Source organism: Qipengyuania sp., from assembly GCF_048550555.1.
In the GTDB taxonomy this organism is placed as follows: Bacteria; Pseudomonadota; Alphaproteobacteria; order Sphingomonadales; family Sphingomonadaceae; genus Qipengyuania.
On sequence record NZ_JBLYYF010000039.1, the window covers coordinates 121009 to 134253 of the forward strand.

Below are 13245 nucleotides of genomic sequence, written 5' to 3' on the forward strand. Positions count from 1 at the left end.
CTCTTTTTGCCTTCACCGGAGCCTCAGTCGGGCGCCATCGGCACCATGGTCTCCTCGCCCGCGACATCGTCGACCACCTCGACGATGCCCTTGCCGAGATGGCTGCGGCTGCGGCTGTAGGCGAAATAGATCACCACGCCCAGCGCGCCCCAGCCGGGCAGGAACAGCATCGCCGCGGTCGGCAGGTTGAAGAACAGCAGCACGCAGCCGATGATCGTCGCGGGTGCGACAAGCCACACCAGCGGCACCCGGAAATGCCGCTTGCGTGCGGGATCCTTCACCCGCAGCACCATCACCGCGATCGCCACCATCGCGAAGGCATAGAGCGTCCCGGCATTGGAAATGTCGGCGAGTTGGCCAACCGGGAAGAAGGCCGCCCCGATGGCGACCGCAAGCCCGGTGATGATCGTCACGATATGCGGCGTACGGAAACGCGGATGAACCCGGCTCAGGCGCTCGGGCAACAGGCCGTCGCGGCTCATCACGAAGAAGATGCGCGTCTGTCCGAAGATGAGCACCAGAATCACCGAAGGAAGCGCGACGAAGGCCGCAAGCCCGATCGCATTGCCGACGGCAGTGAAGCCCAGCACCTTGAGCACATGCGCCAGCGGCTCGTTCGAACAGACCAGCGCGTCGGCGAATTGCGGCAGAGCGCACTGGCGCGCCAGCTCGGGCGAACCGGCTTCGAGCGGGAGGCCCATCGCATCCATGATCGGCTGGCCGCCGAGCGTGCCGATCGCACCCGCCGCGACGAGGATGTAGAATACAGTGCAGAACAGCAGCGAACCGACCAGCCCGATCGGCACGTTGCGCTGCGGGTCCTTGGTCTCCTCGGCGGCGGTCGAGACCGCGTCGAAGCCGACATAGGCGAAGAACATAGTCGCCGCGGCACCGACTGCACCAACCCCGGTGCCCCAGCCCCCGAACACGCCGGCGGGAAGGAAGGGATTGAAGTGGCTGGTATCGAAATCGGCACTCGTCAGCGTCAGCGCGACGAAGGCGGTCAGCGCGGTGACCTTGATCGTGACCAGCACGGCATTGACCTTGGCACTCTCGCTGGTGCCGATCACCAGCAGGCCGGTGACGAGCAGCGCAATGAGCAGTGCGGGCAGGTTGATGAGCCCGCCCTCCACGCCGCCAAGGGCGAGTGGGCCGGCGCTGAGCCATACCGGCAGGTGGATACCCAAGCCGCCGAGTACGGTCCCGCTGAAGTAACCCGACCAACCGACCGAAACAGCGCTGGCAGCGATCGCATATTCCATGATGAGCGCCCAGCCGACCGTCCATGCGAAGAATTCCCCGATGGTCGCATAGCTGTAGGTATAGGCGCTGCCGGCGACCGGGATCATTGCGGCGATCTCGGCATAGCAGAGCGCGGCGACGATGCAGACCGTGCCGGCGATCGCGAAGGCGACCATGAGGCCCGGCCCCGCCTTCTGGGCGCCGACGGCGGTGAGGACGAAGATCCCCGTACCGATGACGCATCCGATGCCAAGCAGGGTCAGCTGCAGCCAACCGAGACTGCGGTGGAGCGACTTGTTCTGCGCCGTGGCCAGAATGGCATCGAGCGGCTTCACTCTATCCAGGATCATTAGGGGCGGTGCCTCCCTCCAAGGCCCGCCACGGGACCTCCCCGCACCGCCAGCCGGATCGGCGTTAGTTAGGCCGCAAACCGCCCCTGTAAAAGCGAATTTGGATCAGGTGCCCAGAATGCCGGGGAAAAGCCCGGTAACCAGGATGATCGCGACTGCGAGAGGACACAGCCAGGCGATCAGAAAACGCCACAGGGTGAAAGCCCAGGGCGACAGTCCGGTCGTGGTGCGCAACAGCGTTTCGTCGGTCTTCCAGCCGATGAAGATCGACGTCAGCAGCGCGCCGAGCGGCAGCATTACCTTGCCGGTGAAGCCGTCGACCGTATCGAGAATGTCGGTGTTCTCGAACAGGGGCCAGAACCCCAGCGGGCGCACATCGGCCCAGACGTTGTAGCCAAGCAGGCAGGCGATCCCGATGAGGAAGGCCCCGCCGCCGAAAATCAGCGCCGACTTCGGGCGACTCCAGCCGCGTTCCCCGATGCCGTAGGCGGTCGGTACCTCGAGCAGCGAAATTGAACTGGTGATTGCCGCGACGAGGATCAGCAGGAAGAACAGGAAGCCGAACAGCGCGCCGCCAGGCATCGTCTGGAAGGCGAAGGGCAGCGTCTGGAACACCAGCGTGGGTCCTGCCGCCGGATCGAGGCCGACCGCGATCACCACCGGGAAGATCATCAGCCCGGCAAGCAGCGCCACACCGGTATCGGCAAAGGCGATCATCGCCGAAGTCGGGCCGAGCCCGCTGCCTTCCTTGATATAGGAGCCGTAGGTGATCAGCCCCGCCACGCCGAGCGAGAGCGAGAACAGCGCCTGGCCCAGCGCCGCATTCATCACCTGCGGGGTCAGCTTCGACCAGTCGGGGGTGAAGAGAAAGCTGACGGCGCCCGCCATATCGCCTTCGATCGCTCCATAGATGACCAGGCCGACCAGCAAGACGAAGAAAGCCGGCATGAGATAGGTCGCGACCTTTTCGATCCCCGAATGAACCCCGCGCGCGATGATGAAGAGCGTCGATCCCATGAAGAGCAGATGCATGGTGATCAGCAAGCCGGGATTGGCGAACATGTCGCCGAGCCGTTGCTGGATCTGCTCTTGGCTCTCGCCCGCCAGCGCGCCGCGGAAGGGATTGCCCTCCATGATCGCTTGAACGAGGTCGGCACCCATGATCCCGGCATAATAGAGCACCCAGCCAGCAACGACCGAATAGAAGGACAGAATCAGAAACGCCGCCAGCGCGCCGATCGCGCCGAAGATCGACCAGCCGGGCGACGATTTCGACTGCGCCGCCACCCTACGGATCGAACCGACCGCATCGGTCTGCCCCACCCGGCCGATGAAGATTTCCGCCAGAACCAGCGGCAGCCCGAGCAGGAACACGCAGGCGATATAGAAGATCACGAAGGCCCCGCCCCCGCTTTCCCCCGCAAGGGTCGGGAAGCGCCAGATATTGCCCAGTCCCACGGCAGCCCCGACCGCTGCGAGGATGAATGCGGTACGGGAGGACCAGCCCTCGCCGGTGGAAGTTGTATTTGCGACCATGCTCTGCGTGTCCCCTCCTCTGCCGCGGCATTCGCTGCCGCGTGTCTGTGGGGCGCCCTTAAACACGCAAAGCCGCCCAATTCCAAGCTTCGCTTTGCCATCCCTCACCCGCTTGCTAGTGCATGCGCCATGTCGACGACCTTCCAGCTCGATACGAGCACCAGCCGCGCCAATCCGACTCCGCAGCCGATGCGGCGCCTGACCGTACCCAAGATCCGCGCGCACAAGACCGACGGCGAGACCCGCGAACCGCTGGTCATGCTGACCGCCTATACCGCGCGGCAGGCCCAGTTGCTCGATGCGCATTGCGACATATTGCTGGTCGGCGATTCGCTGGCGCAGGTCATCTACGGCCTGCCGACGACCATTCCCGTCACGATAGACATGATGGCCAATCATGCCGCCGCAGTGGTACGCGGCAGCTACCATGCGGTGGTGGTGGTCGACATGCCCTTCGGATCCTACGAACAATCGCCGCAGCAGGCCTTCGAAAGCGCCGCCTACCTGCTCAAGCAGTCGGGGGCGGCCGCGGTGAAGCTCGAGGGCGGCGAACAGATGGCCGAGACCGTCGCCTTCCTCAATCAGCGCGGGATCCCGGTGATGGGCCATGTCGGCCTGACCCCGCAGGCGGTCAATGTTCTGGGCGGCTATGCCGCACGCGGACGCGACGATGCCGAGGCGAGGAAGATCGTCGGCGATGCCAAGGCGCTCGACGAGGCCGGGGCCTTCGCCATTGTGCTGGAAGGCGTGCTCGAACCGATTGCGATCGAAGCGACCCAGAGCGTATCCTGCCCGACGATCGGCATTGGCGCCTCGGCGCAGTGCGACGGGCAGGTGCTGGTCACCGAAGACATGCTCGGCATGTTCGATCGCGTGCCGCGTTTCGTGAAGAAGTACGAGGACATCGCCGGGGTGATCGAGAAGACCGTCGCGCAATATGCCGAGGAAGTGCGCGCGCGCAGTTTCCCGACCTCCGATCAGACCTACCAGCCGAAGGGCTGAACTCAGGACCTCCGATATGGCAAGCTTCTGGCGCTTCTACGGCTTCTCCTTCGCTTTCTCGCTGATCTGTCTCGCACTGGCGGGCTGGTATGGTTGGGCCAGCACCGGCTCGGTCACCGGCACGCTTTCGTTGCTGTGGATCGTCGTGGTGCTGTCGGTGCTCGAGATTTCGCTCAGCTTCGACAACGCGGTGGTCAACGCCAGCGTGCTGAAGGACATGGACGAGGTCTGGCAGCGGCGCTTCCTCACCTGGGGCATCGCCTTCGCGGTATTCGGCATGCGCGTCGTCTTTCCCTTGGCCATCGTCGCGATCGCGGCCGGGCTGGGACCGATGGAAACCGTCCGCCTCTCGATCAACGAACCGGCCGAGTACGAACGCATCGTCTCCTCCGCCCATGTCGGCATCGCCGGCTTCGGCGGCGCATTCCTGGCGATGGTCGGCCTCAAGTTCTTTTTCGATCTGGACAAGGACATCCACTGGATCCGCTCGATCGAGGAATGGCTGAGCAAGTTCGCCGCCCTGCCCGCAGCCGAAATCGCGCTGCTGCTGCTCGCGCTGTGGGGGATTTCGACCCTGCTCGAACCCGAAGAGGCGCTGACCTTCCTCGTCGCCGGCATCCTCGGCCTCGTCACCTTCATCGCGGTCGAAGGGGTCAATGCAATCCTCGAACGCAAGGAAGAGGCGGCCCATCTGCATGGTGCGGTTGTCAGAAGCGGCCTGGGCGGCTTCCTCTATCTCAACGTGCTCGACGCGAGCTTCAGCTTCGACGGCGTGATCGGGGCCTTCGCGCTATCGAACAACATGATCGTGATCGCATTGGGCCTGTCGATCGGTGCGATGTTCGTGCGCTCGATGACCATCCACCTAGTCCGCAAGGGCACGCTGGCGGCCTATCGCTTTCTCGAACACGGCGCCTTCTGGGCGATCATCGTGCTGGGCGGGATCATGCTCGTTTCCGCCAAGTACGCCATTCCCGAAACCGTCACCGGGCTGATCGGCGCGGTCCTGATCGGGCTCAGCTTCTGGTGGTCGGTCCGCTATAACCGGCGCCATCCGGAAGCGGCGACTGCTTCAGCCGACTAGCGATCGGCGCTGCCGCCACCAGCTGGAAGAAGTGGTAGAGCAGCAACGCGATCACTACGAAGCCGGCCTCGGCGGGCGGAAACAGTATGGTGGCAAGCGGGGCGCCGACAGCCGCGCTCTTCTGCGCTCCGGCGAAGAGGAAGGCGATGCGGTCGGGCCGGGAAAGGCGCAAGGCTCCGCCCGCCATCCAGGCCCCGACATTGCCGATGAGCAGGAAACCGGCGACCAGCGCGCCGATCACCAGCCAGTCTGCCAGATCGACACGCGACCAGATGCCCTGTTCGACCGCGCCGGAGAAGGCGACGTAGATCGCCGCGGCGATGGCGAAGCGGTCGATCCAGACGATCTTGGGGCGATGGCGCGCGGTGAAATCGCGCGTGTAGCCCTGGATCGCCTGGCCGATGGCGAAGGGCAGGATCAGCAGGAGCATGATCTTGCCCACCACGTCCATGCCCACCGCACCGGTTCCGCTGCCCCCGAGCGCCAGGAACAGCGGCACCGTCACGAACACACCGAGGATGTTGAGCAGCGCCGCTCCAACCACCGACAGTGCGACATTCCCCCCGGCCAGCGAACTGTAGGACGTTGCCGATTGCACGGTCGAGGGTAGCGTGCCGAGATAGAGAAAGCCGAGCGCCACAGAAGGGGCGAGTACACCGGCACCGATCACCGCGATGCCCAGGCCTGCGAGCGCCATGACCCCGAACACCCACAGCACCAGCGGGAGGAGGAACCGCCAATTGCCGATTCCGGCCGCGATATCGCGCCGTGCGATGCGCATGCCGTTGAGCAGGAAGAGGACGAAGATCGCCGCATTGGCGATCGCCTGCGCCGCGCCGCGGGCGTCGCCGGTGGCGGGCAGCAGAATCGCCAGCGCGATCGCCGCGACCAGCATGCGCACCATCGGGTCGGCAAAAACGGATCGCAGCGCCATCAGCCGCCCCTGCCCTGAGCGGCAGCCCTTGTCGAGATGTCTCAGCCCGCAGTCAGCGACTGCAGCTTCGCTTCGAGTTCGGCCTTCGCCGCTGCCTCTGTATCGGGCAAGGCGGCGAGAAGCGCGGAGATCGCGAGCGGGTTCATCGGCTGGAGTTCGTGCGCCGCCAGCGCATAGTCGAGCGCATCCCCGCGGTCGTCGAGCTGGAGCGCTGCGATGCTGCGCGCTGCGAGCACCCAGGGCACGCGGGCCTGCCCCAGCACCATCGCATGATCGAGCAATTGCGCGGCCCGGTTCCATTCGCCCTGCGCCGCGACCGCATCGGCAAGGACTGCGGCGGCTTCGCCGTTCAGCGGATTGTTGCGGACATAGTGTGCGAGCATCTGGCGCGCGCTTGCCGGATCGTCCTGGACACCGGCGAGGCGCAGCGCCAGCGGCCAGGGCCGCCGAACCCGCGAAGATCGTTCATATGCCGCCCGCGCCGCCACCTTGTTACCCTGCGCGAACTCGGCATCGCCAAGCAGCGCCTGCGCGTCGGCGGAGCCGGGGAAGCGCTGCGCGAAGGCGCGTGCGCGCTTCACCGCTGCCGCAGTCTCGCGCCCGGCGATCGCCGCCCGCACGTAATCGCGTAGCTGCACACCGCCGAGCGAGGTCGAAGCAGCGGGTGCCGCTTGCGGACTTCTGCTGGGCAGAACCGTCAGGCCGGTTCCGTCGAGTGCAGCGAGATCGAGAAAGAACGCAGCCCTCCGGCGATCGCCGAGCGTTTCGTAGGCACGACCGACCAGCAGCTGGAGATAGGCCGAGGCTGCCCTGCCCCCGGCGGCGTCGGCAAACCGATGGACGAGCTCGCGTTCACCCCCGCTGCGCGACAGCGCATAGGCAAGCAGATCGCGTACGCGGCGGTTGTCGGGCTGGCGAGAATAGAGGCGGTCGAGCGTCAGGGCGGCGCTCGCGTAATTCTCCTCGGCGAGGTCGATGATCGCCGACAGTAGCTGTGCCGAGGCCACTCCGGACCTCTCCAGATCGGACTTTTCGAGCAGGCCCCGGGCAAGGCGAAAGTCATCCCCGCGCGCAGCGATGACCGCCTGGACGAACAGGCCGCGCGGCGTGACCGCCGCATGTCCGCCTGCCGCCCGGAGCGCCTCGAGCGCTGCGGGCGCGCGCCCGGAATCGCCCAATGTCGCGGCATATTCGACACGCAGCTCGAGATCGTCTGGCCGGCGCTCGAGAGCCTTCGCCAGCAGCGCGGCTCCCGCCTCCATCCCCTCGGCATCGCGTGCGAGCTGGCCGCGGAACTGCAGCGCCTCCCCATTGTCGGGATCGAGCGTCAGTGCGCGGTCGGCTGCCTCGATCGCCTGAACCTGCTCGCCACCGCGATAACGCAACCGTCCGATATCGACCCACAGATCGGAACTGTCGGGCTCAACCCGGTAGGACTGGTCGAAGGCCGCCCCCGCTGCGGGCAGATTGCCCTGCGCCATCTCGAGTCGGCCAAGCAACCTGAAGCCGATCGCGCGGGTGTCTTCCGAGAACTTGCCGGGACCGAGCCATTTGCGTGCGGTCGGGAGATCCCGCGCCACCAGCGCCGCCTCGCCGAGCAGCGCCGCGAGGTCTTCGCGCGGCGTCCCCTGTTCGAGCGCACGCTCGAGAAACACGCGCGCGGCCAGTGGGTCGCCGCGCGCCAGCTGGGCACGCGCGGCGTCCAGCGGCGAAAGCTCCGGCGCCGGCTCCCCGCATCCCCCCAAGATCGCCAGCCCCAGCAGAAGACCCGCGACCGGTCCCCGATCACGTCTGAAGATCATACTGTTTGAGAAGATCGTACAAAGTCGGGCGGCTGATCCCAAGCAGCTTGGCGGTGTTGGAGATATTTCCCTCGCTGCGTGCCAGGGCCTGGCGGATCATCCGCCGGTCAGCCTGCTCGCGCGCGGCCTTGAGATTGAGCGCCAGATCAGCGCCATCCTCGTCGGACTGCGGCAGGTCGAGATCCTCGGCGCTGATGAGCTTGCCGTCGGCCATGATCACCGCGCGCTTCACCCGGTTCTCGAGTTCGCGGACATTGCCCGGCCAGCCCCACCCGTCGATGGCGGCGAGCGCATCCGCCGCGAATCCCTTGACCTGGGGGTTCATCTCCTTGGCGAAGCCGGTGAGGAAATGCTTGGCCAGCAGCACCGCATCCCCCGGCCGTTCGGTCAGCGTCGGCACCTTTACAACGATTTCCGCGAGCCGATAGAAAAGGTCCTCGCGAAAGATCCCCTCGCCGATCATCGCCTCGAGGTTCTGGTGTGTGGCGCACACGATCCGCGTATCGACCGCGATCGGCTTGCGTCCACCGATCCGCTCGATCGTCCGTTCCTGGAGAAAGCGCAGCAGCTTGACCTGCAGCGGCAGGGGAATGTCGCCGACCTCGTCGAGAAACAGCGTGCCGCCATGGGCCATCTCGATCTTGCCCTCGGTCATCTTGACCGCGCCGGTGAAGGCCCCGCGCTCATGCCCGAACAGCTCGCTTTCGAGGAGGTTCTCGGGGATCGCCGCGCAGTTGATCGCGACGAAGGCACCGTTTCTCCGATCGCTGGACTCGTGGACCCCGCGAGCGAGCAATTCCTTGCCCGTGCCGCTGGCGCCGAGCAGCATGACCGAGACATTGGTCCGGGCCACACGTTCGATGGTGCGCGCCACCTTGGCCATCTCCGGCGCGGCGGTGACCATCGAGCCGAGTACGGTCCGGTCCTCGCCGACCTTTTCGGCAAGGCTCCTGTTCTCCTGCTCGAGGCGGTGCAGCCGATAGGCGCGCTGCACGATCAACCCCAGCGTGTCGATGTCGACCGGCTTCTGGTAGAAATCATAGGCGCCCTGCTCGACCGCGCGCAGCGCGCTCTCGCGTGCGCCGTGGCCCGACGCCACGATGACCTTGGTGTCGGGCTTGAGCGCCATGATCGCTTCGAGCACGGCGAAACCTTCGCTGGTACCATCGGGATCCGGCGGCAAGCCAAGGTCCAGCGTCACCACGGCCGGCTCTTCGGCACGCAAGGCCGCCAGGGCGGCTTCGCGGGTGCCCGCGAGCACGACGTTGAAATCCTCATAGGCCCATTTGAGCTGGGCCTGCAGGCCTTCGTCGTCCTCGACGACCAGCAATTTGGGCTTGGTATCTGCCATTATGCGACCTCGTTTTCGATTCCCGGCGCACCCCGGCGGAGGACCGAGTTCGCCGATTTGAGCTGCAGGCTGACGGAGAAGCGCGTGCCCAGGCCCTCGCGCGATTCGACGTCGATTCGACCGCCCATCGAACGGATCAGCTCGCGCGCCTCGAAGGCACCGATGCCGAAGCCGCCGCTCTTCGAGGACACGAAGGGCTTGAACAGGCCGTTGCGCAGGAATTGCGGCGACATGCCGCAGCCATTGTCGATGATGTGAATCTTGCCCGAAATGCCATCTCTCAGGACCTCGAGCATGACCGGGCTGGACGGGGTACTGGCTTCGATCGCGTTCTGGACGAGGTGGACCAGCGCCTGGTCAAGCGCTTCGGGATTGCCTTCCACGATTACCTTTTCGCTGTGCAGGAGCGCCACCGGATGGACCGCGCTCAGGCGCTCCGCCACCTGCCGCGTCGACTCGGCGAGGTCGAATTCGCGCGCAGCAAAGTTCTCCGGCGCTCCATAACGTCCCAGCCTCGCCAGCAGCGTGTTGAGCTTGTCGACGCTGTTCCTCAGCGTGACCAGCATGTCCTTGCGGAATTCCGGCTTGTCGGCGTGCTTCTCGGCGTTCCGCAACAGCAGTGCCATCTGGCTCGAGAGATTCTTGATATCGTGCATGACGAAGGCCATGCGCCGGTTGAATTCGTCGAACCGCCCGGCCTCGAGCAGGGCTGTCTGGCTGGCCTGTTCGGCGAGGTAGCTGGCGAGCTGGCGTCCAACGACCCCCAGCAGGTCGAAGTCCTCCCAGTCGAGTTTTCGCTCGATGACCGGCCGGGCGAGCAGCACCAGCCCGACCAGCCGGTCGAAATGGAGCAGGGGGACCGCCGCCCACGCCCGCGGGTCCTCGCGCATCCACTCGGGCACCAGCGCCTGTTCGCCCTCGCGATCGATCCCCGCGCGCAGCTCGTCGAAATCGATGATCAACTCGCTGCGTTCGAGCAGGCCCGCAAGCCCCGTGGGCACGGCCTGCGACGGGATCTCGATGCACGCCCAGCGCCAGTTCGCCGCCAGTTCGAGCGCGCCCTCCTCGTCCGCTACGAGCAGAATGCCCGAGGGACTGTCGGTAATATCGGCAAGCGCCTTCACCGCGCGTTCCTGCAGCGAAATGTTGTCGAAGCCGGTGGTCCCGATCGTCTCGGTGAAGCGGATCCACTCGGTACGATAGTCGTAGCGATACTTGAACAGGTGCTTGATCGCGGTCACGCGCAGCCATCCGCGCAGGCGGTCCGAGGGCAGCCAGATCAGCGCCAACGCGCCGGCGGCGATGATCAGGCCGACCTGGGTCATGCGCGTCAGATCGCCGGTCAGCATGTCGAGCGAGCGCGCCAGGGCCAGCATCAAGGCGAAGTAGCCACCGATGACCAGCAGCGAGAGGAACCGGAAGGTGACCGCTCGCGAAGGGCGGAATTCCAGGTGGGAGGAGTGGCTGTTGAACCCGATCGCAAAGGGAATCGCGAAGACGGCGGCGGCAATTCCCCGCAACGCAGCGAGTTCGGGCGGATAGGCGCCGGTGATATAGCCGATGGTGAAATAGTTGAGGTCGAAGGCCCACATGCCCGCCAGCGACGCCGCGCTCCAACGCAGGATCTGGCGCGAAGAGGTCGCCGCGCCGGCATAGAGGTTGTGCAGCAACACCAGCGCGCCGACCGCGACCATCACCCGGAACAGTGCCGCAGTTTCGTAGGTCAGTTCGACCAGATCGGCCGTCACGGCATAGCGCCGCGCGATCACCAGCAGCGCGAATTGGAGCACTTCGACGAAGGCGAGCGAGAAGACCGCCGGACGCACCAGCCGCAGCGTCTCGTCGCGGCCGTCATTGCCGAACAGGCGGAACAGCATGAACAGCCAGGCGAGATTGCGCGCGATCTCGGTCAGTTCGACGATCGCCCGGCCGGGTTCGAAACTGGCTGCGGCAAAGCACCAGTTGGCGGTCAGCGCAACCGCGACCACCGCCGGAATGCGGTCGCCGCGCGCCGCGTCTCCCTTCCGGGCGAGCCAGATCGCGGCGAGCGCGCAGATGATCGCGCCCGTCGTATAGGCGACATAGGAAAGGCTTCCGATCCAATCCATTACCGCGCTCCCTCCGGCCACAGGATGACCCGCGCAGTCTGCAGCAGAATCAGTATGTCGAGGAACGGCGTGTAGTTCTTGGCATAATAGAGGTCGTATTCGAGCTTGTGGCGTGCGTCCTCGATGCTGGCGCCATAGGGATAGTTGATCTGTGCCCAGCCGGTGATGCCGGGTTTGACGACATGCCGTTCGGCATAGAAAGGCATTTCCCGTTCGAGATCGACCACGATTGCGGGCACTTCGGGCCGCGGCCCGACGAAACTCATGTCCCCTTTGAGGACGCTCCATACCTGGGGCAGCTCATCGATCCGTACCTTGCGGATCAGCCGCCCCACGCCGGTGATCCGTGGATCGTCCTTTTCAGCCCATTTCGCCCCCGCGCTTTCCGCGTCGGTCCGCATGGAGCGCAGCTTGGTGAGAGTGAAATTCTGTCCGTAAAGACCGACACGCTTCTGGCGGAAGAAGGCGGGCCCTGGGCTGTCGAGCTTCACCAGCAGCGCGAAGAGCGCGATCAGCGGCAGGCCGACGATCAGGATTGCGACACTGACGACGATATCGAACAGACGCTTGCCGATGCTCGACAGCCGTCGCCCGGCGGAAAATCCGTCGGAAAAGATCAGCCAGCTGGGATTGAGCGTGTCGAGATCGACGCGGCCCATCTCGCGTTCGAGGAAACTGGAGAAGTCGTAGACGTAGACCCCTTGGGTCTTGACCCGCAGGAGGTCCTTCAGCGGCAGGGAATTGCGCCGCTCCTGAAGCGCGAGCACGACTTCGGTCGCTCCCGCACGTTCGACGAACCGCCCCAGATCGGGAATCGATTCGCGCGGTACGGCGGTTTCGATGACCGGAGTGGACTCGCCCATGGCGACGAAAGCCCCGACGATAAATCCGCTTTCCGGTCGCTGCGAGAGCCGCCGCAGTCGCTGTCCGCGTTCGCCTGCGCCGAGCACGATGACGGTTCGGCGAAATGCTTCGACCCCGAGAAGCTTGCCCGCGACGAGCCGGTTGCCAACGAGCACCAGGATCGCAATGCCCATCGCGTAGAGCAGCACCGAGCGCCACAGCGCCGCGCCGGGAAGGATGAAGTCCATCAGCGAAATCGCCAGCACCCCGAGGCTGACTGCGACCAGCAGTCGCGCCGTGGCGAAACGGATCGATCGCAATGCCAGCGGCCCGTAGGTTCCGACGGAGATCATCCCGAGCCAGATGACAGCTGCGAAAATGCCGATTTCGACCGCGCGATCCGATATCTGACCGACGCCGACGCCGATCTGCATCACGCGCAGGCGCCAGGCCGCTTCGCCCGCGAGCGCGAGCAGAACGAGGTCGATCAGGGACAGCAGCACGACATTGTAGGAGATGTAGTGCTTGAACAGGCGGATCATCCGGTCCGGCTCGCAAATTGCTGGTGTCGGAATCCTTGACTAGCAGAGAGGGGTGAACCGTCGGTAAATTTTACACCGCGCCAAAAAGGGGACGATGCGAACGGCGCATCGTCCCATTTTTCGAACGCGCGTGAAAGCTCAGTTGTTGACGGCGTTTTCGACCGCTTCGCCCGCGCCCTGCGCGGCTTCTCCAACCTGGTTGGCCGCTTCGCCCACCTCGTCTGCGGCGCCGGCGATGGCATTGTCCTTGGTCACCTCGGCGTTGTTCATCTGGGTGAGGAAGAAGATGCCCACCACGGCGATGACGAGCACCAGCAGGATCAGGGCCCAGTTGGTCCCGCCCGAGCGCGTCCCGCCATCGGTGACGACCGTATGCGTTGTATGGGTGTTGCCCACCGCATCGGTGGTTTCGGTAATGCGTTCTTCGGTCATGTCATCACGTCCCTGCATT

10 protein-coding genes are annotated in these 13245 nt (G+C 65.3%); 2 read left to right on the forward strand and 8 right to left on the reverse strand.

Annotated features, from left to right (window positions below; all coding sequences use genetic code 11):
• Nucleotides 1-23: 23 nt before the first annotated feature.
• Nucleotides 24-1592: an amino acid permease gene (locus ACN4E0_RS10140; RefSeq protein ID WP_419567541.1), complete on the reverse strand. Its 1569-nt coding sequence runs from the start codon at nt 1590-1592 to the stop codon at nt 24-26.
• A 105-nt stretch (nt 1593-1697) separates the two neighbouring features.
• Complete coding sequence (locus tag ACN4E0_RS10145; protein WP_419567542.1) at nt 1698-3128, reverse strand: sodium-dependent transporter; 1431 nt, start codon at nt 3126-3128, stop codon at nt 1698-1700.
• Between the two features lie 129 nt (nt 3129-3257).
• Here ACN4E0_RS10145 and panB point away from each other — a divergent pair, with 129 nt between their 5' ends.
• Both panB and ACN4E0_RS10155 read left to right on the forward strand, forming a co-directional pair.
• Nucleotides 3258-4130: a 3-methyl-2-oxobutanoate hydroxymethyltransferase gene (gene panB / locus ACN4E0_RS10150; protein WP_419567543.1), complete on the forward strand. Its 873-nt coding sequence runs from the start codon at nt 3258-3260 to the stop codon at nt 4128-4130.
• 16 nt (nt 4131-4146) lie between these two features.
• Nucleotides 4147-5214: a DUF475 domain-containing protein gene (locus tag ACN4E0_RS10155; protein WP_419567545.1), complete on the forward strand. Its 1068-nt coding sequence runs from the start codon at nt 4147-4149 to the stop codon at nt 5212-5214.
• On the opposite strand, the gene ACN4E0_RS10160 is transcribed toward ACN4E0_RS10155, so the two are convergent.
• The 6 genes from ACN4E0_RS10160 to ACN4E0_RS10185 form a co-directional block, all read right to left on the reverse strand.
• Nucleotides 5147-6148 (reverse strand): bile acid:sodium symporter family protein, encoded by a 1002-nt coding sequence (locus ACN4E0_RS10160; protein WP_419567547.1) that lies wholly within the window; start codon nt 6146-6148, stop codon nt 5147-5149. The genes ACN4E0_RS10155 and ACN4E0_RS10160 overlap by 68 nt on opposite strands.
• Before the next feature lie 41 nt (nt 6149-6189).
• Nucleotides 6190-7950: a tetratricopeptide repeat protein gene (locus tag ACN4E0_RS10165; RefSeq protein WP_419567548.1), complete on the reverse strand. Its 1761-nt coding sequence runs from the start codon at nt 7948-7950 to the stop codon at nt 6190-6192.
• Entirely contained in the window at nt 7934-9301 is a 1368-nt protein-coding gene (gene prsR, locus ACN4E0_RS10170) for a PEP-CTERM-box response regulator transcription factor (protein WP_419567550.1), read from the reverse strand. The genes ACN4E0_RS10165 and prsR overlap by 17 nt, the downstream gene beginning before the upstream one ends.
• Entirely contained in the window at nt 9301-11409 is a 2109-nt protein-coding gene (gene prsK / locus ACN4E0_RS10175) for an XrtA/PEP-CTERM system histidine kinase PrsK (protein ID WP_419567552.1), read from the reverse strand. Before prsK ends, prsR begins: the two co-directional genes overlap by 1 nt.
• Nucleotides 11409-12794, reverse strand: a complete 1386-nt coding sequence (locus ACN4E0_RS10180; protein WP_419567554.1) for a TIGR03013 family XrtA/PEP-CTERM system glycosyltransferase — start codon at nt 12792-12794, stop codon at nt 11409-11411. The genes prsK and ACN4E0_RS10180 overlap by 1 nt, the downstream gene beginning before the upstream one ends.
• A gap of 138 nt (nt 12795-12932) precedes the next feature.
• Nucleotides 12933-13226 carry a hypothetical protein gene (locus ACN4E0_RS10185; RefSeq protein WP_419567556.1) on the reverse strand — a complete coding sequence of 98 codons (294 nt, stop codon included), beginning with the start codon at nt 13224-13226 and terminating at the stop codon, nt 12933-12935.
• Nucleotides 13227-13245: the final 19 nt, after the last annotated feature.

Bases quoted from the DNA above. Each gene is read 5' to 3' on its own strand.
- prsK (WP_419567552.1), bottom strand. From the start codon at position 11,409: ATGGATTGGATCGGAAGCCTTTCCTATGTCGCCTATACGACGGGCGCG.
- ACN4E0_RS10145 (WP_419567542.1), bottom strand. From the start codon at position 3,128: ATGGTCGCAAATACAACTTCCACCGGCGAGGGCTGGTCCTCCCGTACC.
- panB (WP_419567543.1), top strand. From the start codon at position 3,258: ATGTCGACGACCTTCCAGCTCGATACGAGCACCAGCCGCGCCAATCCG.
- ACN4E0_RS10160 (WP_419567547.1), bottom strand. From the start codon at position 6,148: ATGGCGCTGCGATCCGTTTTTGCCGACCCGATGGTGCGCATGCTGGTC.
- ACN4E0_RS10140 (WP_419567541.1), bottom strand. From the start codon at position 1,592: ATGATCCTGGATAGAGTGAAGCCGCTCGATGCCATTCTGGCCACGGCG.
- prsR (WP_419567550.1), bottom strand. From the start codon at position 9,301: ATGGCAGATACCAAGCCCAAATTGCTGGTCGTCGAGGACGACGAAGGC.
- ACN4E0_RS10155 (WP_419567545.1), top strand. From the start codon at position 4,147: ATGGCAAGCTTCTGGCGCTTCTACGGCTTCTCCTTCGCTTTCTCGCTG.
- ACN4E0_RS10180 (WP_419567554.1), bottom strand. From the start codon at position 12,794: ATGATCCGCCTGTTCAAGCACTACATCTCCTACAATGTCGTGCTGCTG.
- ACN4E0_RS10185 (WP_419567556.1), bottom strand. From the start codon at position 13,226: ATGACCGAAGAACGCATTACCGAAACCACCGATGCGGTGGGCAACACC.
- ACN4E0_RS10165 (WP_419567548.1), bottom strand. From the start codon at position 7,950: ATGATCTTCAGACGTGATCGGGGACCGGTCGCGGGTCTTCTGCTGGGG.